The organism is Pseudomonas sp. 05T35, assembly GCF_056396605.1.
In genome coordinates this window covers 1-25055 of sequence record NZ_JBFTLU010000019.1, presented here as the reverse complement: position 1 = coordinate 25055, position 25055 = coordinate 1, and the positions used below count along the sequence as shown (strand labels likewise).

The following is a 25055-nucleotide window of genomic DNA, read 5'->3' as shown; positions in this document are numbered from 1 at the left end:
GACCTTGCCCGGCGTCACCGGCGCAGGCGGGTTGCAAGCGCTGATCAAGGGCGGCATGCCGGTGGCCGGTGAGCGGCTGGTGATTGCCGGCAGTGGTCCGCTGCTGCTGGCCAGCGCCGCTACCGCGAAAAAGGCGGGCGCTCAGGTTCTGCAGATTGCCGAACAAGCGCCACTGAGTGCGGTCGCCGGGTTCGCCTTGCAACTGCGCAAATGGCCGGCCAAAGGCCTGCAAGCGGTTCAACTGTTCGATCGTCACTACCGCTGCGACAGTCATGTCCTTGAAGCCTATGGCGACAGTCACCTGCAAGGCGTTCGCCTGAACTGTCAGGGGCGGATCGTCGACATCCCCTGCGAGCGGCTGGCCTGCGGCTTCGGCCTGATCCCCAATACCCAATTGGCCCAAGCGCTGGGCTGCGAATTAAAGGACGACGCAATTGCCGTCGACACCAGCCAGCTCAGTAGCCTGAACGGGCACTATGCGGCGGGCGAATGCACAGGTTTCGGAGGCAGTGAGCTGGCGCTGGTCGAAGGCGCCATCGCCGGGCTGATGGCCGTCGGCGAAGTGCAGCAGGCCCGCACACTCTGGCCGCGACGGCAGCGCTGGCAAGCGTTCGCCGATCAGTTACGGCGCAGCTTTGCCCTGCGCGATGAACTCAAACAGCTGGCAACGCCTGACACGCTGGTCTGCCGTTGTGAAGACGTGGCGCTGTCGGCGCTCAAGACTTGCACCGGCTGGAACCAGGCCAAACTGCACACCCGCTGCGGCATGGGCGCCTGCCAGGGGCGAGTCTGTGGTGCAGCGACCCGTTACCTGTTCGACTGGCCACAACCGGCGCCACGCCCGCCGTTTTCCCCAACGCGCATCGACACGCTGTTGCAGCTTGCCGAGCTTCCCAATGGCGCGTCCGTCACCGTAGAGTAAGGCCCTCATCCTTGCGGGCCGCCACCTGATGACGTTCCCCTTGCCACTGCCCTGCCCCCGCGATCTGCCCGAGCTATTGGGCAGTTTGCAACTGATCACTCCGCTGCTCGATGCCATGCCCGGCGTGGTGTTCTTCATCAAGGACACCGCCGCCCGCTACGTGCTGATCAATCAGACCCTGGCCCAGCGCTGTGGCGCCAAAGACCCCAACGCGCTTCTTGGCAAGACGGCTGAGCAGGTATTTCCCTCGCACTTCGGCCCGCATTACACCGAGCAGGACCGGCGAGTACTGAGTGACGGCAGCCCGTTGAGCGATCAGCTGGAATTGCACCTTTATCCCGGACGCGAACCTGGCTGGTGCCTGACCCACAAACTGGCGCTGCGCGATGCTCAGGGCAGCATCATCGGCATGGCGGGGATTTCCTACGATCTGCTCGCACCCCAGTCCAGTCATCCGGCTTACGAAAAACTCGCGGCGGTCGACGGGCATATCCGCGAGCATTACGCGCAACACATCGCCCTCGGTGAGCTCACGGCCCTCAGCGGGTTTTCCGTGGCGCAACTGGAGCGCCTGTGCAAACGGATCTTCCAGCTGACACCCCGGCAGATGATTCACAAGGCACGCCTGGGCGCGGCCACGCAGCTGCTGTCGGGCGAGCTGCCGATCACCGAGATCGCCCTGCGTTGCGGCTACACCGACCACAGCGCCTTCAGCCGCCAGTTCAAGGCGCTCACCGGCGTGTCCCCTTCGCAGTATCGCGATAACCATCGCTGACTGTTACCCGTTACTGCGCACCCCGCCAAACCTTGCTCCCTTTTGTGACATGGCACCCATCGTCGAGGTGTTCGTCCTTGCCGCGTATGCCCCTGGCTTGAATCTGCGTCGCTGGCGGCTGGCGTCTGTTTCGGGCCTCGCAGACCGTCGAAGGTTTAACCCGATGTGGCTTGCGGTTTTTTGGCACATCCAGTGCATATCAAATATCGTATACGAAATTCTAAATACACATTTGATAAGAACTGCCCAACGCTCGACACCATCCGACAACGAGGCCCCTTATGAAAAATCCTGCACCCGCCGTCTTCATTACCGCCCTGCTGAGCAGCGCGTTCATCGCCCAGGCCCAGGCCGACAAACTCGACGACATCATCGAGTCCGGCAGCTTGCGTTGCGCGGTCACCCTGGACTTCCCGCCGATGGGTTTTCGCGATGAGAAGAACACCCCGGCCGGCTTCGATGTCGACTACTGCAATGACCTGGCAAAAACCCTCGGGGTCAAAGCCGAGATTGTCGAGACGCCGTTCCCTGACCGAATCCCGGCACTGGTTTCCGGCCGCGCCGACGTGATCGTCGCCTCCACCTCCGACACCCTGGAGCGGGCCAAGACCGTGGGCATGACCATTCCCTACTTCGCCTTCCAGATGGTGGTGCTGACCCGCAGCGACGCCGGGATCAAATCCTACGATGACCTCAAGGGCCATTCGGTGGGCGGCCCGGCCGGCACGTTCGAAGCCATCGCACTGGAAAACGACGTGAAGAAATGGGCCAACGCCAAGGGTGCTTTCCATGCCTATCAGTCGCTGGCCGACGCGGTGCTTGCGCTGAGCCAGGGGCAGATCGACGCGACGACCGTGACCTCGACGGTCGCCTCATCGCTGATCAAGTCCGGCAAGTATAAAAACCTCAGCGTCGCCGGCACCGCGCCGTATGACATCGACTATGTGTCGCTGGGCGCCAAGCGCAATGAGTTCGGCCTGATCAACTACCTGAACCTGTTCGTCAATCACCAGGTGCGCTCCGGGCGGTATCAGGAGCTGTTCGCGCAATGGGTCGGCGGCACCGCGCCACAGCTGACGGCCAGCGGTGTGTATCGCTAAGGACTGCATAGCCGAGGGGACAGGCTGGCCCTGAATGTCAGTCAAGTGCAGAACCTGTGGCGAGGGAGCTTGCTCCCGCTGGGGCGCGAAGCGGCCCTGAAAATGGGACTGCTACGCAGTCCAGCGGGAGCAAGCTCCCTCGCCACAGGTTCTGCGTTTAGCCGATAGATATTCAGGACAAACCCGGCCCCCAAATCAGTTGAAAACCAAGGAACTCCTTTGATGTTCGACTACACCTTCCATTGGCGCGCCGCCTTCCAGGCGTTGCCGGAAATGCTCGACGGCGCGCGGATCACTCTGGAAATCGCGGTGCTGTCGATGTTGGCCGGCACGCTGATCGCCATGTTCCTGGCCCTCGGCCAACTGTCCGACAAGCGCCTGCTGCGGGCGATGGCCGCCAGTTGGGTGTCGATTGCACGCAACACGCCAGCCCTGTTCCAGGTGTACATCCTGTACTTCGGCCTCGGCGCCTTTGGCATTCACATGGGCTCATGGCTGGCGTTGCTGATCGGCATCACCTTCAACAACGCCGGCTACCTGGCGGAGACTTTTCGCGGTGGCCTCAACGCCGTGCCGGAAACCCAATTGCGCGCCGCCCGCTCGCTGGGCATGAGCGCACCGAAGGCTTATCGGCTGGTGGTCCTGCCGCAATTGCTGCGCGTGGTGTTTTACCCACTGACCAATCAAATGGTCTGGGCCTTGCTGATGACGTCACTGGGCGTGGTGGTCGGCCTGACCAGCGACCTCACCGGCGTAACCCAGGCGCTGAACGTGAAGACCTTTCGCACCTTCGAGTTCTTCGCCATCGCCGCCGTCCTCTACTTCGTCCTGGCCAAGCTGGTGGTGTTGATCGCCCGCCTGCTGGCCTGGCGTTTGTTTCGGTACTAGGAGGTCTGCATGTACACCTCAAGTTTTACCTCGGGCGACTTCCTCTACCTGCTGCAAGGTGCCGGCACCACGCTGTTGCTGACGTTCTGGGCGATGTTGATCGGCACGTTGCTGGGGGTCGCGTGTGGCCTGGTTCGGGCCTTGCTGCCACGTGTGAGTCTGCCGCTGGCCTGGGTGCTGGACGTGTTTCGCAGCGTGCCGTTGCTGATCCAGTTTGTGCTGCTCAACTCGTTCAAGTCGATCGTCGGCCTGAACTGGAGCGCGTTCACCGTGGCCTGCGTGATCCTCGGCGCCTACTCCACCGCCTACTGCGCAGAAATCGTCCGCGGCGGCGTGCTCTCGGTACCGTTGAGCACGCGGCGGGCCGCCCGTTCGCTGGGCCTCAGTCACCGCCAGGACTTGCTGCACATTGTCCTGCCGATGGCTACGCGGGTGGCGTTTCCGGGCTGGATCAACCTGACACTGGCGGTCATGAAAGACACCTCGCTGGTGCTCTGGATCGGCATCGTCGAATTGCTGCGCGCTTCGCAAACCATCGTCACCCGGCTCCAGGAACCGTTGTTCGTCCTGGCCCTGGCCGGCCTTATCTACTACGTCATGAGCCTGGTGATCGCTCGTCTGGGTGCGCGGCTCGAACAGAGGTGGCAGGAAAATGATTGAGATCGAGAACGTTCGTAAATCCTTCGGCAACCTGGAAGTCGTGAAGGGGGTCGACCTGACCGTGAACAAAGGCGAAGTGCTGTCGATCATCGGCGGCTCGGGCTCGGGAAAATCGACCTTGCTGATGTGCATCAACGGCCTGGAAGCCATTCAGGCTGGGCAGATTCGCGTCGACGGCACGCCGGTGCATGCCAGTGGCACCGACCTGAACAAGTTGCGGCAGAAAATCGGCATCGTCTTCCAGCAATGGAACGCCTTCCCGCACCTCACGGTGATGGAGAACGTGATGCTCGCCCCGCGCAAGGTGCTCGGCAAAAGCCGTCAGGAGGCTGAAGAAATCGCCGTGCGCCAGCTCACCCATGTGGGACTTGGCGACAAGCTCAAGGTGTTTCCGAGCAAGCTTTCCGGCGGTCAGCAACAGCGCATGGCGATTGCCCGGGCACTGGCCATGTCGCCGGACTACATGCTGTTCGACGAAGCCACTTCTGCCCTCGACCCGCAACTGGTCGGTGAAGTGCTGGACACCATGCGCCTGCTCGCCGAGGAAGGCATGACCATGGTCTTGGTGACCCACGAAATCCGCTTCGCCCGGGATGTGTCGGATCGGGTGGCGTTCTTTCGCGACGGCAAGATCCACGAAATCGGTTCACCGGACCAGGTGATCGGCCAGCCGCAACGCGCGGAAACCGCCGACTTCCTGAAGTCGGTGTTGTAACCCACAGTCAGGCCTCAGGAGACAGTCATGCGTTCGAGCAAGATCATTCATGTGGTGAGTTGCCACGCCGAAGGTGAAGTCGGTGACGTTATCGTCGGCGGCGTCGCACCACCGCCCGGCGCAACCCTCTGGGAGCAGTCGCGCTGGATTGCCGAGGACCAGACCCTGCGCAACTTCGTGCTGAACGAGCCGCGCGGCGGCGTCTTTCGTCACGTCAATCTGCTGGTGCCGTCCAAGAACCCGCTCGCCGACATGGCGTGGATCATCATGGAACCGGCTGATACGCCGCCGATGTCCGGTTCCAACTCGCTGTGCGTAGCCACGGTACTGCTCGACAGCGGCATTTTACCGATGACCGAACCGCTGACCCGGCTGGTGCTCGAAGCCCCAGGCGGCTTGATCGAAGTGACTGCCCAGTGTCGCAACGGCAAGGCCGAGCGGGTCGAGGTGCGGAACGTGGTGTCGTTTGCCGACAAGCTCGATGCCTGGATCGAAGTCGAAGGCCTCGGCTCGCTGCAAGTCGATACTGCCTATGGCGGCGACAGCTTCGTGATCGTCGATGCCCAGCGCCTGGGCTTCTCGCTGACCGCTGATGAAGCGGCGGACCTGGTTGCCAGCGGCCTGAAGATCACTCAAGCAGCCAATGAACAATTGGGTTTCGTGCACCCGCTGAACCCGGATTGGGAGCATATTTCGTTCTGCCAGATCGCCGCGCCGCTCGACCGCACCAACGGTGTGGCCAGTGCCGCCAATGCGGTGGTGATCCGCCCCGGCAAGATCGATCGCTCGCCCTGCGGCACCGGTTGCTCGGCGCGCATGGCGGTGCTGCACGCCAAAGGCCAACTGGCAGTGGGTGAAGTGTTCATCGGGCGTTCGATCATCGGTTCCGAGTTTCGTTGCCGGATCGACAGCACCAGCGAAATCGCCGACCGTCCGGCCATTATCCCCTGCCTGTCCGGGCGCGCCTGGATCACCGGCACCCACCAGCATCTGCTCGACCCAAGCGATCCTTGGCCGGGCGGTTATCGACTGTCCGACACCTGGCCCGTCGAACTGACTATTTGAAACACCGTACCTGGCAAAACCCTTTGAACCCCACGGCACTTTCAGTGCTCAATTTAAACGTATACGAAATACTATAAAATCATCTTTGGAGGCAACATGAGCAAGCACGTTAACTGGAGCGGCGTTTTCCCTGCGGTCACTACTCAGTTCAACCCGGACTTTTCCATCGACTATGAAGGCACGCACAAGGTCATCAGCGGGCTGGTGCGTGACGGCGTGTCGGGGCTGGTGATCTGCGGCACCGTCGGCGAGAACACCTCGCTGAGCACCGAAGAAAAAATCAGCCTGGTGGAAGTCGCCAGGGACGCCGCCGCAGGTCGGGTGCCGGTGATCTCCGGTGTCGCCGAATTCACCAGCGCCAACGCCAGCAAGGTCGCCAAGGAAATCCAGCGCGTGGGCGCCGACGGCATCATGTTGATGCCGGCGCTGGTCTACTCCTCGAAGCCCTTCGAGACCGCCGCGCACTTTCGCAGCGTCGCCGCCAGCATCGACCTGCCGGTGATGGTCTACAACAACCCGCCGATCTACAAAAACGATGTCACACCGGACATCCTGATCTCCCTGGCCGACTGCGACAACGTCGTCTGCTTCAAGGATTCCTCGGGCGATACCCGGCGCTTCATCGATGTGCGCAATGAAGTCGGCGACCGTTTTGTGCTGTTCGCCGGACTCGATGACGTGGTGCTCGAAAGCATTGCCGTCGGTGCGGTGGGCTGGGTTTCCGGGATGTCCAATGCCTTCCCGAAAGAAGGCGAGACGCTGTTCCGCCTGGCCCGCGACGGCCGCTTCAAAGAGGCCATGCCGATCTACGAATGGTTCATGCCACTGCTGCACCTCGATGCCCGCCCGGACCTGGTGCAGTGCATCAAGCTCTGTGAAGAACTGATGGGTCGCGGCACAGCGCTGACCCGCCCGCCTCGCCTGGGTCTGCTTGACCACGAGCGCAGCGAGGTCGAGACGCTGGTCAAGGCCGCGCTCGCCAATCGCCCGAGCTTGCCGGACGTCGGTCTGTAACCGCCCCTCCCCACTGCCGCGCTCGGCATCGAGCGCGGCCATGCCGAGCATTTTTTATGTCTGCCATTATCGGCCACAACTTTATCGGCTTCGGCCGTAGCGCCGCAGGTGATCAGGTCCTGCACAGCGTCGACGCCCACAGCGGTGAACCGCTGCCCTATGGCTTTAGCCAGGCCAGCACCGAGGAAATCGACAACGCCGCCCACTGCGCTGCCAGGGCCTACCCGATTTATCGCAACCTGCCGGCCAGTGTCCGCGCCGGTTTTCTCGAGACCATCGCCGAAGAAATTGACGCACTGGGCGATGACTTCATCGCCATCGTCTGCCGCGAGACGGCCTTGCCCGCTGCGCGAATTCAGGGCGAACGGGCGCGAACCAGCGGCCAGTTGCGGCTGTTCGCCCGGGTCCTGCGTCAAGGCGACTTCCTCGGTGCGCGTATCGACCGCGCCCTGCCTGAGCGCCAACCTTTGCCACGGCCCGATCTGCGCCAATGGCGCATCGGCCTGGGTCCCGTGGCGGTGTTCGGTGCGAGCAACTTTCCGCTGGCGTTTTCCACCGCCGGCGGCGATACCGCCGCCGCCCTGGCCGCCGGTTGCCCGGTGGTGTTCAAGGCCCACAGCGGGCATATGGCAACCGCCGAGCTGGTAGCAGCAGCGATCATTCGCGCGGCACAGCGCAGTGGCATGCCCGAGGGCGTGTTCAACATGATTTATGGCGCGGGCGTCGGTGAGGCGCTGGTCAAACACCCGGCGATCCAGGCGGTAGGGTTCACTGGCTCGCTCAACGGTGGCCGGGCGCTGTGCGACATGGCTGCTGCACGGCCGCAACCGATACCGGTGTTTGCCGAGATGTCGAGCATCAACCCGGTGCTGCTGCTACCCGCCGCCCTGGCAGCCCGCAGCGCAAGCATCGCCAGTGAGTTGAGCGCTTCGATCGTGCTGGGGGGCGGCCAGTTCTGTACCAATCCGGGTTTGATCATCGGCCTGCGCTCGACGGCGTTCAGCGCCTTCATCGAACAACTCACCGCACAGATCAACGAAAAACCGCCCCAGACCCTGCTCAACAGCGGTACCCGGCGTAGCTACGAAGGCGGCGTGCAGCGCTTGCTCGAACATCCACGGGTAGCGCGTTTGAGCGGCGCCTGCGCGTCAGGCAATCAGGTGCAGCCGCAGTTGTTCAAGGCTGACGTCAGTCTGCTGCTTGAGGGGGATGAGGTACTGCAAGAAGAAGTGTTCGGTCCGGCCAGCATCGTGCTGGAGGTGGCCGACGAGCGAGAGCTCAGGTTGGCGCTGCTGGCCTTGCACGGGCAACTGACCGCCACGCTGATCGCCGAACCGCAAGACCTTGCGCTGTGCGCGCAGCTGATACCGATCCTCGAACAGAAAGCCGGACGCCTGCTGCTCAACGGCTATCCGACCGGTGTCGAAGTGTGCGATGCAATGGTCCACGGCGGACCGTATCCCGCGACGTCGGACGCTCGCGGCACCTCGGTCGGCAGCCTCGCAATCGAGCGGTTCCTGCGACCGGTGTGCTATCAGAACTGTCCGGACAAATTACTGCCGGACGCCCTGAAGAACGCCAATCCGCTGGGGATTTTGCGTCTGGTCGACGGGGTGTATACCCGCAAGGAATTGAATCAAGCGGGCTGACGCCCGCTGTTCACCATCAGTCGAACTGTGCGCGCATCCAGGCCTGGTACTCGGCAACACCAGGCTCGCCTTCGCGGGGGGMCCAATGCGCATGTTCACCCTCGCCCACCGGACGATAAGGACCGGCCTTGCATTCGAACATCACGCTGTCTGCTTCCAGCACCACCAGACCGTGGTAGACCCCCGTTGGCAGGTCTACCCCCACCGAATCGCCACCGCCCTGCAAGACTCGCTTGGCAACCACCTGGCCCGCGTCATCAAATACCAGCACCCCCAGACGGCCCTTGAGGACCAACAAGGTTTCAGCCTTGTCGCCGCCCAAATGCCGATGAGGTGGAATGTAGGTCGATGGCTGCAATCCAATCGCCATGCGGTGGCACGACTCCTCCATCTGGTGGAAGTTGTGATGCTGCCGACCACGAGGATTGGCCGCAGCCTTCTCGGTCAGCTCGGTAAACAGTGTTTGATCAAGAAAGCTCGGCGTGGTCATGCTTACATTCCTTTGACGGCGTAGATCCCGGCGGCGTTGCGCCAGTAGCCTTTGTAGTCCATGCCGTAACCGAAGATGTAGCGGTCGATGCACGGCAGGCCGACGAAATCGGCTTTCAGGTCCGGGCGAGCCTTGCGGTCGTGCTTTTTATCGATCAGTACCGCGGTGTGTACGGCGCGGGCGCCAGCATGTTTGCAGAAGTCGATGATCGCGCCCAGGGTGTGGCCTTCGTCGAGGATGTCGTCGATGATCAGCACGTCACGGTCGATGAACGAGATTTCTGGCTTGGCCTTCCAGAACAGGTCGCCGCCGCTGGTTTCGTTGCGATAGCGGGTAGCGTGCAGGTAGGACGCTTCCAGCGGGAAATTCAGATGGGTCAGCAGCTTGCCGGAGAAAATCAGGCCGCCGTTCATCACGCAGAACACCACCGGGTTGCTTTCAGCCAGCTGATCATTGATTTGCGCACCAACGCGGGCGATGGCCGCCTCGACTTCAGCTTCGGTGTACAGGCAGTCAGCCTCTCGCATGATTTGACGGATATGCTCGAGATCAGCGGACATGGTGCTCTCCAAGGGGGGTGGCGGATTCGGAAAAGCGAGCAAAGGTACGCATCCAGCCGGGTCAGATCAAGCGTTTCTGGACTAACGTACTGTATGTCTATAGGACAACACCCTCGGATAGATTAATCTAGGCCGGTTTTTTTGCCTGCCGCCGGAGCCTTCCCCTATGCCCATCCGTGAGATCCGCCATCCGCTGATCCGACACAAACTTGGCCTTATGCGCCGCGCCGACATTAGCACGAAGAATTTCCGCGAGCTCGCTCAGGAAGTCGGTGCCCTGCTGACCTACGAGGCGACCAAAGACCTGCCCCTTGAAACCTACGATATCGAAGGCTGGTGCGGCACTGTTTCGGTCGAGAAGATCGCCGGCAAGAAAATTACCGTGGTGCCGATCCTGCGCGCCGGCATCGGCATGCTGGAAGGCGTGCTCAGCCTGATTCCGGGCGCCAAAGTCAGCGCCGTGGGCGTGGCCCGCAACGAGGAAACCCTCGAAKCGCACACGTATCTGGAAAAACTGGTTCCGGAAATCGACGAACGCCTGGCAATGATCATCGACCCGATGCTCGCCACCGGCGGCTCGATGGTCGCCACCATCGACCTGCTGAAAAAGGCCGGTTGCAAGGACATCCGCGCGATGGTCCTGGTGGCGGCCCCTGAAGGCATCGCCGCGGTAGAGAAGGCTCACCCGGACGTGACCATCTACACCGCGTCAATTGATCAAAAATTGAACGAACACGGCTATATCATTCCTGGTCTGGGCGATGCCGGTGACAAGATCTTCGGTACCAAGCAGAAGGACGCGTGAGCATGCAGGATGAGTTCAACGACCCGCTCTGGCGCACGGTGCTGTCTGGCGCGCAGATGCTGTTCGTGGCGTTTGGCGCGTTGGTGTTGATGCCATTGATTACCGGCCTCGACCCGAATGTCGCGCTGTTCACGGCGGGCCTCGGGACTCTGTTGTTCCAGCTGGTCACCGGGCGGCAAGTGCCGGTGTTCCTGGCGTCGAGCTTTGCCTTCATCACCCCGATCATTCTCGCCAAGGGCCAGTTCGGCCTCGCGGCGACCATGGGTGGGGTGATGGCGGCAGGCTTCGTTTATACCTTTCTCGGCGTGGCCGTAAAGATCAAGGGCACCGGTTTCATCGACCGTTTGTTGCCACCAGTGGTGATTGGCCCGGTGATCATCTCGATCGGCCTGGCGATGGCGCCGATTGYCGCGAACATGGCGATGGGCAAGGCCGGTGACGGTTCCGAACTGATTCACTACCAGACCGCCATGATGATCTCCATGCCGGCGCTGCTGACGACACTGATCGTGGCGGTGTTCGGCAGAGGCATCTTCCGCCTGGTGCCGATCATCTCCGGTGTACTGGTCGGGTTTGGCATGGCGTTCTTCTTCGGCGTCGTCGACACCGCGAAGATTGCTGCCGCGCCGTGGTTTGCGTTGCCGCACTTCACCGCTCCGGAATTCAACTGGCAGGCGATTCTGTTCATTGTCCCGGTGGCGCTGGCCCCGGCCATCGAGCATATCGGTGGGGTGATCGCGGTCGGCAGCGTGACCGGACGTGATTACCTGAAGAAGCCCGGCCTGCACCGCACGCTGTTTGGCGACGGCATCGCGACCACTGCCGCCGGCCTGCTCGGTGGCCCACCTAACACCACGTACGCCGAAGTGACGGGCGCGGTGATGCTGACCAAGAACTACAACCCGAAAATCATGACCTGGGCGGCGATCTTTGCTATCAGCCTGGCGTTTATCGGCAAGTTCGGTGCGCTGCTGCAAAGCATCCCGGTGCCGGTGATGGGCGGGATTCTTTGCCTGTTGTTCGGGTCGATTGCTGCGGTGGGCATGAACACCATGATCCGCCACAAGATCGATTTGGCCGAAGCGCGCAACCTGGTGATTGTCTCGGTCACGCTGGTGTTCGGGATTGGCGGCATGCTGGTCGGCACCGGTACCGGCGCGCAAGACTTCGGCCTCAAGGGCATCGCGCTGTGCGCTGTCGTGGCGATTGCGCTGAACCTGATCCTGCCGGGCAATGACAGCTGGAAGCACAAGAAGGCGGATGAGCCGTTGCTTTAACGGCTTACACAGCCCCCTGTGGCGAGGGAGCTTGCTCCCGCTGGGTCGCGAAGCGACCCTAAAACCTGCAACCGCATATCTTCAGACATATCGCGTTTGCCGAATTTACGACTGCTTCGCAGCCGAGCGGGAGCAAGCTCCCTCGCCACATTACCGCTCGCCTACAAAGCCAACGGCGCCCTTTCACACAAGGTGTTCAACGCCTGCGCCCACTGCGGGTCATCGTTGAGACACGGCACCAGCACCAACTCCTCGCCTCCCGCCTCGCGGAACTGCTCGAGCCCACGGTCACCGATTTCTTCCAGGGTTTCGATGCAGTCGGCCACGAACGCCGGGCACATCACCAGAATCTTCTTCACGCCCTGCTTGGCCAACGCGTCGAGACGCGCTTCGGTGTAGGGTTCGATCCATTTGGCGCGGCCCAGCCGTGACTGGAACGACACCGACCATTTGCCGTCCGGCAAGCCCAAGCGCTCGGCAAATGCTGCCGCGGTACGCAGGCACTGACCGCGATAACAGGTTGCAACCACTTCCGGCGGCGCGCCGGCACAGCAATCACCGTCGCCCTCAAAGCTATGGCCCGGGTTGAGCTTCTTCAAGTGCCGCTCCGGCAATCCATGGAAACTCAGCAACAGGTGATCGTAATCCTGCTCCAGGTACGGCCTGGCGCTGGCAACCAGCGCGTCGAGGTATTCCGGCTGATCGTAGAACGGCTGGAGAATCGAGAACTGCACATCCAGTTTCTTCTCGCGCACCACCCGCTTGGCCTCTTCAATCACCGTGGTCACGGTGCTGTCGGCGAACTGTGGATAAAGCGGTGCGAGGGTGACTTTTTTGATCCCTTGAGCCGCCATGCGGGTCAACACCGACTCAATCGACGGCTCGCCGTAACGCATGGCCAACTCGACCGGCCCCTGGGTCCACTGCGCGGTCATCGTTTGCTGCAAACGGCGACTGAGCACCACCAGCGGCGAACCTTCGTCCCACCAGATCGAGGCATAGGCGTGAGCCGATTGCTCAGGGCGCTTGATCAGAATCAGCGAGACCAGCAAACGTCGCACTGGCCATGGCAGGTCAATGACGTAAGGGTCCATCAGAAATTGATTGAGGTAGCTGCGCACGTCCGCCACCTGTGTGGAAGCGGGCGAACCCAGATTGACCAGGAGCAACGCGTGATCGGTCATGCAACGTCCTATTTCAAAGGCGGCTGGACAGGTCGTCCAAGGCCGCACGCAAATCAGTGAAGCGGAATGTGAAACCTGCCGCCAGCAAGCGCGCCGGTGTTGCCCGCTGACCACCCAGCAGCAACAGTGACAACTCGCCAAGAGCGACCTTCAGGGCAAATGATGGCATCGGCATGAACGCCGGCCGATGCAAAACGCTGGCGAGGGTCTTGGCAAACTCGCGATTGCGCACCGGTTTTGGCGCGCAGGCATTATAAGGACCGCTGGCGTCTTTCTGATGCAGAAGAAAATCAATCAGGGCGATTTGATCATCGATGTGAATCCACGGCATCCACTGCCGACCATTGCCGATCGGCCCGCCCAGCCCCCATTTGAACGGCAATAACAGCCGCGACAAAAAGCCGCCCTCCGCCGACAGCACCAACCCGGTACGCACCAGCACTACCCGAATCCCCAACGCCTCGGCGCGCTGTGCGGTCTCCTCCCAGGCAATGCACAACTGGCTGGCGAAGTCTTCGCTGACMGGCGGCGATGTCTCGGTCAACTCACGCTCACCGCCGTCGCCGTACCAGCCGACTGCAGAGCCCGAAATCAACAACTGCGGTTTCTGCTCGCAGCTTTCAAGCCACGCCAGCAGGGTTTCGGTAAGCTTGATACGACTGCTCCAGAGCAGCGCCTTGCGTCGATGAGTCCAGAGGCGATCAGCAATCGGTGCTCCAGCGAGATTGATCACCGCATCCACCGGGCGTTGGCCAATGTCTTCCAGACGCCTGATGCCACGTACCTGAGCGCCGCACAATTTGGCGACTTGTTCCGGCCTGCGACTCCACACCGTCAGACTATGGCCCTGGCTCAACCAGTGTCGGCAGAGTTGACGTCCTATCAAACCAGTACCGCCGGTCAGCAATATGTGCATGACATCTTCCTCGCGTGGCGTTTTACCCTGATCACTAGTCTATTTTTATAAGCAGGGATGTTTCGGATCTGGCAGGTTCTGTGTTTAACAATAGGCCAACCTGCCAGAACGAGAACGCTGAAAGTTATACCAGAAATCGATGTTGTATAGGTTTAACCTGCAGCGTAGCCTGTACAGAAAGGTAAACGAGGCCTCTATGACTGTACCCATCGCAATCATCGGCACCGGCATCGCCGGACTCTCGGCAGCCCAAGCCTTGCAAGAGGCCGGGTACGTCGTTCAATTGTTCGATAAAAGCCGTGGCAGCGGCGGTCGCATGTCGAGCAAACGCAGCGACGCCGGCGCACTGGACATGGGCGCACAATATTTCACCGCCCGTGATCGCCGCTTTGTCATTGAAGTCCAGCGCTGGCAAGCCAATGGCTGGGTTGCCGAATGGACGCCGCAGCTCTACCACTATCAGGGTGGCCAGCTCAGCCCATCACCGGATGAACAGACCCGCTGGGTCGGCACCCCACGCATGAGCGCCATCACCCGCGCGCTGATCGGTGATACGGAAGCGCATTTCGCTTGCCGGATTACCGAGGTCTATCGTGGCGAAGAACATTGGCATTTGCAGGATGCCGAAGGCTTCACCCATGGTCCCTTCAGCCATGTCGTCATCGCTACGCCTGCGCCGCAAGCCACTGCCCTGCTGGCCGCCGCGCCGAAACTCGCCGGGGTCGCCGCCGGGGTGAAAATGGACCCGACCTGGGCCATTGCGCTGGCCTTCGACACGCCACTGGATACGCCGATGGAAGGCTGCTTTGTACAGGACAGCCCACTCGACTGGCTGGCGCGTAACCGCAGCAAACCGGGGCGCGACACCACCCTCGACACCTGGGTATTGCACGCCAACAGCAACTGGAGCCGACAACATATCGACCTGTCTAAAGAGGCAGTGATCGAGCAACTGCACGGCGCCTTCGCCGAGTTGCTGCACGATTCCATGCCTGCGCCGGTCTTCAGCCTTGCCCATCGCTGGCTCTACGCCCGTCCGTCCAGCAGCCATGAATGGGGCGTATTGGCCGATGCCGACCTGGGCTTGTACGTGTGTKGCGACTGGTGCCTGTCAGGGCGGGTCGAAGGCGCCTGGATGAGCGGCCAGGAAGCGGCTCGCCGCCTGCACGCGCACCTGCAGTGAAACGCGTCAACCCGCGCAGACATTGCACGATGAATCCCACAGGAAGAGGGAGCCGGTAAAACTTGTACAAATAATTTGACTTGTACACCCTTGGATCTATGATCAAACCGTGTTGTACAGCGCGAACAGCCTGTACAGGTATAGATCCGAGGTGCCTCCATGCCCAGCGACTCAGCAAGCAAACCGAAAATCGCTGTCAGTGCCTGCCTGATGGGCGCCGAGGTGCGTTACAACGGCGGGCATAAAGCCTCTCCGCTGTGCAGTCGAACCCTCACGGATTATTTCGAGTTCATTGCAGTGTGCCCGGAGGTCGCCATCGGTCTGGGGGTTCCCCGTGAACCGATTCGACTGGTCGGCGATCCGCAGCATCCTCACGCCGTCGGTACAGTTCATCACGAACTGGATGTCACTGAGCCGCTGACGAACTACGGCCAGCAAATGGCCGGTGCGCTGGGCGATATTTGCGGCTATATCTTCATGCAGAAATCACCGTCCTGTGGCCTGGAGCGGGTCAAGGTTTACCACCCCAACGGCAGCCCGCACGACGGCGGTGCACGCGGCATCTACGCTCAAGCATTTTGCGCCCGCCACCCGGACCTGCCGGTGGAAGAAGACGGTCGACTGAACGATCCGGTACTGCGCGAGAATTTCCTGACCCGGGTATTTGCCTACGCGGCCTGGCAGGAGCTGCTGAAAAACGGCTTGAGTCGCAATGGCCTGACTGACTTTCACGCACGCTACAAGTACCTGTTGATGGCCCATAACCCACTGCAATACAAAGCCTTGGGCAAGCTCTTGGGTGATATGGGCCAGACTGATCCCGATGAACTCGGCCCGCGCTATTTCAGCGAGCTGATGACGGCACTGAAAAAATGCGCCACCCGCGGCACCCACACCAATGTACTGCAACACCTCAGCGGCTATYTCAAACAGGYCATCAGCRCYGAAGACAAACAGGAAGTGCAGCAYGTGATCRGCCAGTACCGCCACGGCATCGTGCCCTTGGTGGTACCGCTGACATTGCTCAAGCATCACTTGCGCCATCATCCCGATCCGTACGTCATGCGGCAGACGTACCTGCAACCGCACCCTGAAAACCTCAGCTTGCGAAACGCGATTTAAATGAAAACCGAACCTGACACTCATCCCCATGACGACGCCCCTGGCGCCGACTATCAACAGGCCCTTGAGGACGGTTGGCTGCCGATCCGCGATGTCGCCCGAATCACCGGCGTCAACGCCGTTACTCTGCGCGCCTGGGAACGCCGTTACGGGCTGATCGTGCCGCAGCGCACGCCCAAGGGACACCGGCTGTTCTCGGCAGAGCATGTGCAACGGATCCATAACATCCTCACCTGGCTCAATCGCGGCGTAGCCGTCAGCCAGGTCAAGCAACTGCTGGGTATGCCACAAACGTTGAGCGGCCCCGTCGGGAACGACTGGCACGCCTTGCGAGTGAACCTGATACAGGCGATCAGCCAACTGGCCGAGCGTCAGGTCGACGACACACTCAATCAGGCCATGTCGCTGTATCCACCGCGCACCTTGTGCGAGCAACTGCTGATGCCGCTGCTGGCCGAACTCGAGCAGCGCTGGCAAGGTCAGTTCGGCGCGCAGATGGAGCGGGCGTTCTTTTATTCCTGGTTGCGCAGCAAGTTCGGTGCGAGGGTCTACCACAACAACCGTCAGTTGCGCGGCACGCCGTTGCTGCTGATCAATCACTCCGACTTACCCCTGGAGCCGCATCTGTGGCTCACCGCCTGGCTCGTCAGCAGCGCCGATTGCCCCGTGGAAGTGTTCGACTGGCCGTTGCCGACCGGTGAACTGGCGCTGGCGGTCGAGCATCTGCAAGCGCGCGGTGTGCTGCTGTATTCCAGTCAATCAATCGATCTCAAACATTTATCGAAACTTCTGACCAATGTCGGTTGCCCAAAACTCATTGCCGGCCCTGCGGTGTGCATCCACCACGCCGAGTTGTCCGCCAAAACCTCTGAAATAGCCGATTTATTTCTGGCCGAAGATCCGTTGTCGGCCCATCAGGCACTGGTGCAGCGTGGGCTCATTTAAATGCTTGTAGGCAAAACTTCCTTCCAATTGATCTGGCTGCGCAGCGACTTGCGTCTGCATGACAACACTGCCCTCTCGGCCGCCGCAGCTCGTGGCCCGTGCGTGGCGGTGTATTTGTTGAGCCCGCAGCAATGGCAGATCCACGACGATGCACCGTGCAAAGTGGATTTCTGGCTGCGTAACCTGCGCGAGTTGAGCCAGGCCCTCGGCGAGCTGAACATTCCCTTGCTGATCCGTACTGCCGAGCGCTGGGAAGATGCACCGCGGGTACTTGGCCAGTTAGGCACAGAGCTGAACGTCGAGGCGGTTCACGTCAACGAGGAATACGGCGTAAACGAAAGTCGCCGTGATGCGGCCGTCAGCAAGACTCTCGACGCAGCGGGCATTGGCTTTTACAGCTACCTCGATCAATTGCTGTTCAAGCCCGGCAGCGTGCTGACCAGGACCGGTACGTACTTCCAGGTCTTCAGCCAGTTCCGCAAAGCCTGCTGCGCCCGCTTGTACGGCGCGTTGCCCCGCCTGATTGCCGCCCCCGGGGTTCAGGTGCCAACGGCCATCAACCGTGACCCGATTCCATTACAGGTCGAGGGTTTCGAGGCTCCGCACGAACAGCTACGCGCACTCTGGCCGGCTGGCGAAGGAGAAGCCCATCGGCGTCTGGAATACTTCGCCCAAGGGCCGCTCGACGATTACAAAGACCAACGCGACTTCCCGGCGAAACCCGGTACCAGCCAGTTGTCCGCGTACCTCGCAGCCGGGGTGATTTCGCCACGCCAGTGCTTGCACGCCGCCGTGCAAAGCAATCAAGGCGAGTTCGAAAGCGGCAGCGCCGGTGCTGTCGCCTGGATCAACGAACTGCTCTGGCGCGAGTTTTACAAACACATTCTGGTGGGCTATCCACGGGTCTCCCGACACCGCGCCTTTCGCCCGGAAACCGAAGCCCTTGCCTGGCGCGACGCTCCGGATGAGCTGGCGGCCTGGAAAGAGGCGCGTACCGGGTTGCCGATCATCGACGCCGCCATGCGCCAACTGCTGGAAACAGGCTGGATGCACAACCGTCTGCGGATGYTGGTGGCGATGTTCCTGACAAAAAACCTGCTGATCGACTGGCGCGAAGGCGAGCGTTTTTTCATGCGCCATTTGATCGATGGCGATCTGGCCGCGAATAACGGCGGCTGGCAGTGGAGCGCTTCCACCGGCACCGATTCGGCGCCCTGGTTCCGGATTTTCAACCCGCTGAGCCAGTCGGAAAAATTCGACGCGGAGGGTCTGTTCATCAAGCACTGGCTGCCGGAGCTGGCGGGGCTGGACAACAAAGCTATCCATAACCCGGCGGCCTTGGGCGGATTGTTTGGTGTGGCCGACTATCCGCAACCAATCGTCAATCTGGGTCAGTCACGCGAACGCGCACTGGCGGCATTCAAACATTTGCCTTCGCGTCTGGATCTCGGAGCGATACATGACTGAAAAGGAGAGTGGATTGAGTCATACAACGCCACGACGGTATTGGCTGACAGGAGCCGGCAACGGCATTGGTGCTGCACTGGCCGAAGAACTGTTGAAGTCCGGCATGCACCTGGCGGTCAGCGCCCGCGCGATTGCGCCTTTAAAAGTCCTGGCCCATCGGTATCCGGGGCAAGTGCTGGTGGTGGCGGGCAATCTGACCAACAGCCAGACCGTGCGCGAGATCGGCGAACGTATCCAGCAGGAGTGGGGCTCGCTGGACACCGTAATTATTAATGGCGGCACCTGTGAATATGTTGACACCCAGCAGTTCGACGCCTCGATCATCGAACATGTGGTGCGTACCAACCTGCTCGCCAGCAGCTATTGCATCGAAGCCGCCCTGCCGTTGCTGCACGCGGGCATCGCCCCCCTTCTGGTGGGTATCGTCAGCTCGGTAACCGACCTGGCCCTGCCTCGGGCCGAAGCCTATGGTGCCTCGAAAGCCGGGCTGCGGTTTCTGTTTGAGTCCCTGCGCACCGATCCGGCATCGGAAGGCGTGGAAGTCACCCTGGTTAGCCCCGGCTCCGTCGCCACCCTGCTGACCGGGAACAACGATTATCCGACGCCACAGATCTGGTCGGCCGACAAAGCCGCGCGCCATGTCGTCGAAACCCTCAAGCAGCGCCCGCAGGAAATCCCCCTCATGGCCCTGTCCATGGCTGCACTCTGGCCTTTGTCGAAAATGTCCAACCGCGCAAAACTAGTGATCGGCAAACGCGTGGTCAGGCGCTCGCCGCCAAGCATCGATACGCCACAAACCGGTCACGATCAACGCCTGTCGACACCCCCATCCGGATGAACGCCCGGCAGACCTTTCACACAGCACCGACGCGCTGCCTTACACTGCGCACCTATGAACACGATCCCCATCAAGACCATCGCTGAACCGGTGGTCACTTGCTCGACCTGTGCAGCCTGCTGTTGCCAGCTCGAAGTCATGCTGATCACCGACACAGGCGTGCCCGAACGTTTTATCGACACCGACGATTGGGGCGGGGAAGTCATGCTGCGCCTGGATGACGGCTGGTGCGCCGCGCTGGATCGCGACAGCATGATGTGCACCATTTATGAAAAGCGCCCGCTGATCTGCCGGGAGTTCGAGATGGGTGCGCCGGAGTGCATCGACGAGCGTCAGGGGATTGCGACGGCGTATCGCTGAGTACAAGTTAACCAAATACACCTGTGCCGGCTCGCTCCCACAAAAGCCCGCACACAATAAAGCAGCCTGTCATTACAGCGGCATCGTGTAATGCAACGCGAAGCTTTCTATGCCGTCATTGGTGATGTTGATATGGGCGTTGGAGTAATGCGTCGCGCGAATCCCGATTTCATGCCCGCCAGCAAACCGCAGGCCGAACCCCAGGCGGTCTTCGAATTGAAAGGCCGAGCCCAACCGTCGGTCTTCCACTTCGTCGTGAGCGAACAGCGCAACGCCGATGCCGGCTTCCAGATAAGGTTTGACGGTTTGCCCGGCAAACTCATAAACGAACACCGGAGAGAACGACAGGCTGTGATTGCTTACGGTCTTGTCACCATTCCAATAGGTGTACGCACCGCTCCAGTAGCCCGTCACGCGCCCGACATCAGTCTGCCACCAGCTTTTATCCCAATCCCATTGCAGGCCCAGGCGATACGTCTGGGTCGAACCGCTGGTATGGCCAACCGCAAACTCGACGCCAGCCGCTTGTGCGGTAAAACTGTGCCCCAACAACGCGACCGCGATCGCGGCTAAACAGAACAGTCGCTTCATGAGAAACATCCTTTTCTGAACGATTATGTTTGTTTTTTTGGCTCAACAGACGCGCCATGAAGATCCACGCTTCAATAGGAATGCATCCACTTGAAGCGCTCCCCAAACGACTTTCTACAGACTGAAGCTTTGCACAACACCGGCGTTATGCCAGAGCAGCGGCAGGATATTTCTCAAATGCTCGGGGCTGGCACTGGTCCAGAACTGCGCGTCGCGAGGTGGCCCCTCTGCGAGCAACTCACGCTCGGCCAGCAGGCGCTGGGTTTGCCGGGCAACCGCCGCGCCAGTATCGATCAGGCTGATGTCGGCGGGGAGCATCTGCTTGAGCAATGGCTTGAGGAAAGGATAGTGCGTGCAACCGAGAATAATCGTGTCACACCCGGCCGCCAGCAAGGGTTCGAGATAACCAGCCAGTAACTGGCATAGCTCCTGGCTGTGCAGGTCACCGGCTTCGATCAGCTCCACCAACCCTGGGCACGGCTGAGTGATGACCCGCACATCGGTGGCGAAACGGTCGAGCAAGGCAGCGAACTTGGCGCTCTGCAACGTCCCGGTGGTGGCGAGCACACCGACCACGCCACTGCGAGTGGCCGCGGCGGCTGGCTTGACCGCAGGCTCCATGCCGATGATGGGCCAGTCCGGGTAGTCGCGACGCAAATCCGCGACACCGGCCACGGTTGCCGTGTTGCAGGCCACGACCAAGGCCTTGGCGCCTTGCCGGACAAAAAACTCCGCGACTACGCTGCAACGTTGGCGAATGAACTCGGGAGATTTCTCACCATAGGGAATGTTCCCGCAATCGCCGACATACAACAGCGATTCATTGGGCAACAATTGCTGGATCTCAGCCAGCACCGACAACCCGCCGACCCCGGAATCGAACACGCCGATGGGCGCTTCACGCATGCCTGCCCCCGCAAACACTGCAGCCTGGATCACGCTTGACCCGCAACTCACGGAACCGCGTCCCCAAGGCATCGATTAATAATAACCGCCCCACCAACGGCTCACCGAACCCGACCAACAGTTTCAGCGCCTCAAGCGCTTGCAGGCTGCCCACCAACCCCACCAGCGGCCCCAGCACGCCGGCTTCGCTGCAGGTCAGTTCGGCTTCGCTGCCGTGCCCGTACAAGCAGTGGTAACACGGGCTCTCGGCGCGACGCGGGTCGAACACCGACAACTGCCCTTCCAGGCGAATCGCCGCGCCGCTGACCAGGGGTTTTCGCGCCGCCACACACGCCGCGTTCACCGCTTCGCGGGTGGAAAAATTGTCGGAGCAGTCGAGCACCACGTCAACCGCCGACACCGCAACCGCCAACGAGTCTTCGTCCAGCGCAGTGCGATGAGCGATCAGTTGAATCTCGGGGTTGATCGCCGTCAGACGACGGATAGCCGAGTCGACCTTGCTCATCCCGACGCTGTCGGTGTCGTGAATGATCTGTCGTTGCAGGTTGGTCAGGTCGACCGTGTCGAAGTCCGCCAGATGCAACTCGCCGACGCCGGCAGCCGCCAGGTACAGCGCAACCGGCGCACCCAGCCCACCGAGGCCGACGATCAAGACGCGGCTTTGCTTGAGTCGCAATTGGCCGTCGATGTCGACGTGTTGCAACAGAATCTGCCGGCTATAACGCAACAGCTCCTGATCATTCAGCACGGTAGACGCCCCAGACTGATACGTTCATGGTCACCGAGGTCCTTGCGGCTGTGGACCTCTTCAAAACCTTGGGCCAGCAACAAATCGCGCACGGCATCGGCCTGATCATAACCGTGCTCGAGCATCAACCAGCCGCCCGCTTCCAGGTGCTGCGGCGCCTGGGCGATGATCAAACGCAAGTCATCGAGCCCATCGGTGCCGGCGACCAACGCACTGGCTGGTTCGAATCGCACGTCACCGGCCACCAGATGCGGGTCGGCGCAGGCGATATAAGGCGGGTTGCTGATGATCAGCGTGTAACGATGATCTTTCAGCGCACTGAACCAGTGACTGCTGAGCACCGTGACGTTGTTCAAGTGCAGACGCTGGCGATTGCGCTCGGCCAGGGCCACGGCCTCGAGGATCCGGTCCACTGCAGTGACTTGCCAGGCTGGACGCTCGCTGGCCAAAGCCAGGGCAATCGCGCCGCTGCCGGTGCCCAGATCAAGAACCCTGGCCGGTGTTGCGGGCAACAGTTCCAGCGCAGTTTCAACCAGCAACTCGGTGTCCGGGCGCGGGATCAGTGTATGCGGCGCCACTTCCAGGTCCAGCTTCCAGAAACCCTGCTGGCCGAGAATGTAGGCCACCGGCTCGCCGGAGCGGCGGCGTTGCAGGTACTCGGCAAAGAGCAGCGCCGCTTCGCTGGGAACGATGCGCTCCGGCCAGGTGTGCAAAAAACTGCGGGACTTGCCCAAGGCAGCGGCCAGCAGCAACTCGGCATCCAGACGCGCGGTCGGCGAGTCTGGCAGGTCGGCTGCACGCAACAAACTGGCAATGATGGTCATTTATTCACCTATCGCTGCCAGTTGGTCTGCCTGGAACTCGGCCAATAACGGCTCGATCACGGCATCGACGCCACCCGCGAGGATTTCGTCGAGGGAATACAGCGTCAGGTTGACCCGGTGGTCGGTGACCCGGCCCTGGGCAAAGTTGTAGGTACGGATTCGCTCGGAACGGTCGCCCGACCCCACCAGCAACTTGCGCTCGCTGGCGATGGCATTCGCTGCGGCGCTGGTTTGCTGGTCGTTCAATTTAGCCGAAAGCCAGGACATCGCCCGCGCCCGGTTCTTGTGCTGGGAGCGTTCTTCCTGGCACTCGACCACGATGCCCGACGGCAAGTGGGTAATCCGGATCGCCGAGTCGGTCTTGTTCACGTGCTGACCGCCTGCGCCGGAAGAGCGATAGGTATCGACACGCAAATCTGCCGGGTTGATCTCGATCGCTTCCTGTTCGTCCGGCTCAGGCAACACCGCCACGGTACAGGCCGAGGTGTGGATACGGCCCTGGGATTCGGTGGCCGGAACCCGTTGCACGCGGTGCGCGCCGGACTCGAACTTCAGCTTGCCGTAGACATTGTCGCCTTCGACCCGCGCGATAACTTCTTTAAAGCCGCCATGCTCCCCGATGTTCTCCGACAGAATCTCGACCCGCCAGCCACGCCGCTCGGCGTAACGCGAATACATGCGGAACAGGTCACCGGAGAAGATCGCCGCTTCGTCACCACCGGTGCCGGCGCGAATTTCAAGGAACACGTTGCGCCCGTCGTTCGGGTCCTTGGGCAGCAGCATGCGTTGCAGGCTGGCTTCAAGTTCGATCAGTTGCTCTTTGGCTTCGCGGACTTCTTCGACGGCCATTTCGCGCATGTCCGGATCGCTGTCCTTGAGCAGCGCCTGGGCACCTTCGAGATCGCCCTGAACCTTGAGCAACTGTTTATAGGTGGCGACAATCGGCTCAACTTCCGCGTACTCCTTGGAATAGGTGCGGAATTTGTTCTGATCGGAAATGACTTCGCCATCGCCAAGCAAGGCGGTCAGTTCCTCGAAACGGTCCTGGAGGATGTCCAGCTTATTGAGCAGTGACGCTTTCATTGCGGTTTTTTATCCGAAGAGCTATCCGAGTTGCCCTCACCGAGGGCAAAGAGTTCCTGGGCCATGGCCAGCGCATCGAGGCGGCCTTCGGCGGTAAGCTTTTTCAACTGCACGCTGGGGGCATGCAACAGTTTGTTGGTCAGGCCACGAGCCAGTTGCACCAGCACATCTTCAGCGCTGCTGCCGTTGGCAAGCAGACGCTGGGCCTTTTGCAATTCCTCATCGCGCAGGCGCTCGCTCTGTTGACGATAGGCCTTGAGCACATCCACCGCCGCCAGTTCACGCAGACGAACCATGAAGTCATCGGCACCGATGGAAACCATCTCTTCCGCCGCCTGGGCAGCACCCTGACGACTCTTGAGGTTTTCAGCGACCACTTCGTGGAGATCGTCGACGCTATAGAGGTAAACGTCGTCCAACTCGCCGACTTCCGGCTCGATATCCCGTGGTACAGCGATATCAACCATGAAGATCGGTTTATGTTTGCGCAGTTTCAAGGCACTTTCTACCGCGCCTTTGCCAAGAATCGGCAACTGGCTGGCGGTCGAGCTGATGACGATATCACTGCGCACCAGTTCTGCCGGGATGTCCGAGAGTAGCACCGCGTGGGCGCCAAACTGCTCAGCCAGGATGCTGGCGCGCTCCAGGGTCCGGTTGGCGACCACGATCCGCTTCACGCCCAGCTCATGCAAATGGCGGGCGACCAGGGTAATGGTCTCGCCAGCGCCGATCAGCAATGCCTGGCTGCGCTGCAAATCGCTGAAAATCTGTTTCGCCAGGCTGACCGCGGCAAACGCCACGGACACCGGGTTTTCACCGATGGCGGTGTCGGTTCGCACCTGCTTCGCCGCATTGAACGTGGCCTGGAACAAACGCCCAAGCAGCGGACCAATGGTGCCGGCCTCGCGGGCCACGGCGTAGGCCGATTTCATCTGGCCAAGAATCTGCGGTTCGCCCAACACCAGCGA

The 25055-nt window shown here is 61.1% G+C and carries 27 protein-coding genes; 17 read left to right on the top strand and 10 right to left on the bottom strand.

Annotated features, from left to right (window positions below; translation table 11 throughout):
* The 9 genes from AC1DH9_RS02730 to AC1DH9_RS02690 all read left to right on the top strand — a co-directional run.
* On the top strand, nt 1-922 hold a 922-nt coding region (locus tag AC1DH9_RS02730), incomplete at its 5' end, for an FAD-dependent oxidoreductase (protein WP_477807767.1).
* Nucleotides 923-950: 28 nt separating this feature from the next.
* Nucleotides 951-1697, top strand: a complete 747-nt coding sequence (locus AC1DH9_RS02725) for an AraC family transcriptional regulator (RefSeq protein ID WP_427543208.1) — start codon at nt 951-953, stop codon at nt 1695-1697.
* A gap of 281 nt (nt 1698-1978) precedes the next feature.
* The gene (locus AC1DH9_RS02720) at nt 1979-2797 is read left to right on the top strand and encodes an ABC transporter substrate-binding protein (protein ID WP_103318457.1); all 819 of its coding nucleotides are present in this window, start codon (nt 1979-1981) and stop codon (nt 2795-2797) included.
* Nucleotides 2798-3019: 222 nt separating this feature from the next.
* The gene (locus tag AC1DH9_RS02715) at nt 3020-3685 is read left to right on the top strand and encodes an amino acid ABC transporter permease (RefSeq protein WP_054595642.1); all 666 of its coding nucleotides are present in this window, start codon (nt 3020-3022) and stop codon (nt 3683-3685) included.
* Between the two features lie 9 nt (nt 3686-3694).
* Nucleotides 3695-4345: an amino acid ABC transporter permease gene (locus AC1DH9_RS02710; protein ID WP_054595641.1), complete on the top strand. Its 651-nt coding sequence runs from the start codon at nt 3695-3697 to the stop codon at nt 4343-4345.
* Nucleotides 4338-5060: an amino acid ABC transporter ATP-binding protein gene (locus AC1DH9_RS02705; protein ID WP_427543204.1), complete on the top strand. Its 723-nt coding sequence runs from the start codon at nt 4338-4340 to the stop codon at nt 5058-5060. Before AC1DH9_RS02710 ends, AC1DH9_RS02705 begins: the two co-directional genes overlap by 8 nt.
* 27 nt (nt 5061-5087) lie before the next feature.
* Nucleotides 5088-6125 (top strand): trans-3-hydroxy-L-proline dehydratase, encoded by a 1038-nt coding sequence (locus AC1DH9_RS02700; RefSeq protein WP_427543201.1) that lies wholly within the window; start codon nt 5088-5090, stop codon nt 6123-6125.
* A 96-nt stretch (nt 6126-6221) separates the two neighbouring features.
* Nucleotides 6222-7139, top strand: a complete 918-nt coding sequence (locus AC1DH9_RS02695) for a dihydrodipicolinate synthase family protein (protein ID WP_427543198.1) — start codon at nt 6222-6224, stop codon at nt 7137-7139.
* Between the two features lie 56 nt (nt 7140-7195).
* Nucleotides 7196-8788: an aldehyde dehydrogenase (NADP(+)) gene (locus AC1DH9_RS02690; RefSeq protein ID WP_427543195.1), complete on the top strand. Its 1593-nt coding sequence runs from the start codon at nt 7196-7198 to the stop codon at nt 8786-8788.
* Nucleotides 8789-8804: 16 nt separating this feature from the next.
* Here the strand turns inward: AC1DH9_RS02690 and AC1DH9_RS02685 are convergent, their stop codons facing one another.
* Nucleotides 8805-9278 (bottom strand): WbuC family cupin fold metalloprotein, encoded by a 474-nt coding sequence (locus AC1DH9_RS02685; RefSeq protein WP_477807766.1) that lies wholly within the window; start codon nt 9276-9278, stop codon nt 8805-8807.
* Between the two features lie 2 nt (nt 9279-9280).
* Nucleotides 9281-9838, bottom strand: a complete 558-nt coding sequence (locus AC1DH9_RS02680; protein WP_427543190.1) for a hypoxanthine-guanine phosphoribosyltransferase — start codon at nt 9836-9838, stop codon at nt 9281-9283.
* A gap of 166 nt (nt 9839-10004) precedes the next feature.
* Here AC1DH9_RS02680 and upp point away from each other — a divergent pair, with 166 nt between their 5' ends.
* On the top strand, nt 10005-10643 hold the full coding sequence (gene upp / locus AC1DH9_RS02675; RefSeq protein WP_477807765.1) for a uracil phosphoribosyltransferase: 639 nt from the start codon (nt 10005-10007) through the stop codon (nt 10641-10643).
* 2 nt (nt 10644-10645) lie between these two features.
* Nucleotides 10646-11920, top strand: coding sequence for a uracil-xanthine permease family protein (locus AC1DH9_RS02670; RefSeq protein ID WP_477807764.1), 1275 nt, complete (start codon nt 10646-10648; stop codon nt 11918-11920).
* A gap of 161 nt (nt 11921-12081) precedes the next feature.
* Here the strand turns inward: AC1DH9_RS02670 and hemH are convergent, their stop codons facing one another.
* Nucleotides 12082-13104, bottom strand: a complete 1023-nt coding sequence (hemH, locus tag AC1DH9_RS02665) for a ferrochelatase (RefSeq protein ID WP_427543184.1) — start codon at nt 13102-13104, stop codon at nt 12082-12084.
* Between the two features lie 13 nt (nt 13105-13117).
* Nucleotides 13118-14020, bottom strand: a complete 903-nt coding sequence (locus AC1DH9_RS02660) for a TIGR01777 family oxidoreductase (RefSeq protein WP_427543181.1) — start codon at nt 14018-14020, stop codon at nt 13118-13120.
* Between the two features lie 196 nt (nt 14021-14216).
* Here AC1DH9_RS02660 and AC1DH9_RS02655 point away from each other — a divergent pair, with 196 nt between their 5' ends.
* From AC1DH9_RS02655 to AC1DH9_RS02630, 6 genes are all read left to right on the top strand, one after another.
* Nucleotides 14217-15203, top strand: coding sequence for an NAD(P)/FAD-dependent oxidoreductase (locus AC1DH9_RS02655; protein ID WP_477807763.1), 987 nt, complete (start codon nt 14217-14219; stop codon nt 15201-15203).
* A 159-nt stretch (nt 15204-15362) separates the two neighbouring features.
* Entirely contained in the window at nt 15363-16325 is a 963-nt protein-coding gene (locus tag AC1DH9_RS02650) for a YbgA family protein (RefSeq protein ID WP_477807762.1), read from the top strand.
* Nucleotides 16326-17270: a MerR family transcriptional regulator gene (locus AC1DH9_RS02645; protein ID WP_427543175.1), complete on the top strand. Its 945-nt coding sequence runs from the start codon at nt 16326-16328 to the stop codon at nt 17268-17270.
* Nucleotides 17271-18737: a deoxyribodipyrimidine photo-lyase gene (gene phrB, locus AC1DH9_RS02640; RefSeq protein ID WP_427543172.1), complete on the top strand. Its 1467-nt coding sequence runs from the start codon at nt 17271-17273 to the stop codon at nt 18735-18737.
* 13 nt (nt 18738-18750) lie between these two features.
* Entirely contained in the window at nt 18751-19575 is an 825-nt protein-coding gene (locus AC1DH9_RS02635; protein ID WP_427543306.1) for an SDR family NAD(P)-dependent oxidoreductase, read from the top strand.
* Between the two features lie 54 nt (nt 19576-19629).
* Complete coding sequence (locus AC1DH9_RS02630) at nt 19630-19935, top strand: YkgJ family cysteine cluster protein (RefSeq protein ID WP_427531455.1); 306 nt, start codon at nt 19630-19632, stop codon at nt 19933-19935.
* Nucleotides 19936-20007: 72 nt separating this feature from the next.
* Here the strand turns inward: AC1DH9_RS02630 and AC1DH9_RS02625 are convergent, their stop codons facing one another.
* The 6 genes from AC1DH9_RS02625 to hemA all read right to left on the bottom strand — a co-directional run.
* Nucleotides 20008-20526 carry an acyloxyacyl hydrolase gene (locus AC1DH9_RS02625; RefSeq protein ID WP_427543169.1) on the bottom strand — a complete coding sequence of 173 codons (519 nt, stop codon included), beginning with the start codon at nt 20524-20526 and terminating at the stop codon, nt 20008-20010.
* Between the two features lie 114 nt (nt 20527-20640).
* On the bottom strand, nt 20641-21432 hold the full coding sequence (gene murI, locus AC1DH9_RS02620) for a glutamate racemase (protein ID WP_216741291.1): 792 nt from the start codon (nt 21430-21432) through the stop codon (nt 20641-20643).
* Complete coding sequence (locus AC1DH9_RS02615; RefSeq protein WP_427543165.1) at nt 21425-22180, bottom strand: molybdopterin-synthase adenylyltransferase MoeB; 756 nt, start codon at nt 22178-22180, stop codon at nt 21425-21427. Before AC1DH9_RS02615 ends, murI begins: the two co-directional genes overlap by 8 nt.
* Nucleotides 22174-23004 (bottom strand): peptide chain release factor N(5)-glutamine methyltransferase, encoded by an 831-nt coding sequence (prmC, locus tag AC1DH9_RS02610; RefSeq protein ID WP_427543162.1) that lies wholly within the window; start codon nt 23002-23004, stop codon nt 22174-22176. The genes AC1DH9_RS02615 and prmC overlap by 7 nt, the downstream gene beginning before the upstream one ends.
* Complete coding sequence (gene prfA / locus AC1DH9_RS02605) at nt 23005-24087, bottom strand: peptide chain release factor 1 (RefSeq protein ID WP_054595622.1); 1083 nt, start codon at nt 24085-24087, stop codon at nt 23005-23007. It abuts the gene before it with no gap.
* Nucleotides 24084-25055, bottom strand: a 972-nt coding sequence (gene hemA, locus AC1DH9_RS02600; protein WP_477807761.1) for a glutamyl-tRNA reductase, incomplete at its 5' end; no start/stop codon positions are given. The genes prfA and hemA, both read right to left, overlap by 4 nt.

Coding starts and splice junctions, on each gene's coding strand:
- AC1DH9_RS02720 (WP_103318457.1), top strand. CDS start 1,979: ATGAAAAATCCTGCACCCGCCGTCTTCATTACCGCCCTGCTGAGCAGC.
- prfA (WP_054595622.1), bottom strand. CDS start 24,087: ATGAAAGCGTCACTGCTCAATAAGCTGGACATCCTCCAGGACCGTTTC.
- AC1DH9_RS02690 (WP_427543195.1), top strand. CDS start 7,196: ATGTCTGCCATTATCGGCCACAACTTTATCGGCTTCGGCCGTAGCGCC.
- AC1DH9_RS02715 (WP_054595642.1), top strand. CDS start 3,020: ATGTTCGACTACACCTTCCATTGGCGCGCCGCCTTCCAGGCGTTGCCG.
- AC1DH9_RS02625 (WP_427543169.1), bottom strand. CDS start 20,526: ATGAAGCGACTGTTCTGTTTAGCCGCGATCGCGGTCGCGTTGTTGGGG.
- murI (WP_216741291.1), bottom strand. CDS start 21,432: ATGCGTGAAGCGCCCATCGGCGTGTTCGATTCCGGGGTCGGCGGGTTG.
- prmC (WP_427543162.1), bottom strand. CDS start 23,004: ATGACCATCATTGCCAGTTTGTTGCGTGCAGCCGACCTGCCAGACTCG.
- AC1DH9_RS02705 (WP_427543204.1), top strand. CDS start 4,338: ATGATTGAGATCGAGAACGTTCGTAAATCCTTCGGCAACCTGGAAGTC.
- AC1DH9_RS02630 (WP_427531455.1), top strand. CDS start 19,630: ATGAACACGATCCCCATCAAGACCATCGCTGAACCGGTGGTCACTTGC.
- hemH (WP_427543184.1), bottom strand. CDS start 13,104: ATGACCGATCACGCGTTGCTCCTGGTCAATCTGGGTTCGCCCGCTTCC.
- AC1DH9_RS02680 (WP_427543190.1), bottom strand. CDS start 9,838: ATGTCCGCTGATCTCGAGCATATCCGTCAAATCATGCGAGAGGCTGAC.
- AC1DH9_RS02725 (WP_427543208.1), top strand. CDS start 951: ATGACGTTCCCCTTGCCACTGCCCTGCCCCCGCGATCTGCCCGAGCTA.
- AC1DH9_RS02695 (WP_427543198.1), top strand. CDS start 6,222: ATGAGCAAGCACGTTAACTGGAGCGGCGTTTTCCCTGCGGTCACTACT.
- AC1DH9_RS02710 (WP_054595641.1), top strand. CDS start 3,695: ATGTACACCTCAAGTTTTACCTCGGGCGACTTCCTCTACCTGCTGCAA.
- AC1DH9_RS02700 (WP_427543201.1), top strand. CDS start 5,088: ATGCGTTCGAGCAAGATCATTCATGTGGTGAGTTGCCACGCCGAAGGT.
- AC1DH9_RS02645 (WP_427543175.1), top strand. CDS start 16,326: ATGAAAACCGAACCTGACACTCATCCCCATGACGACGCCCCTGGCGCC.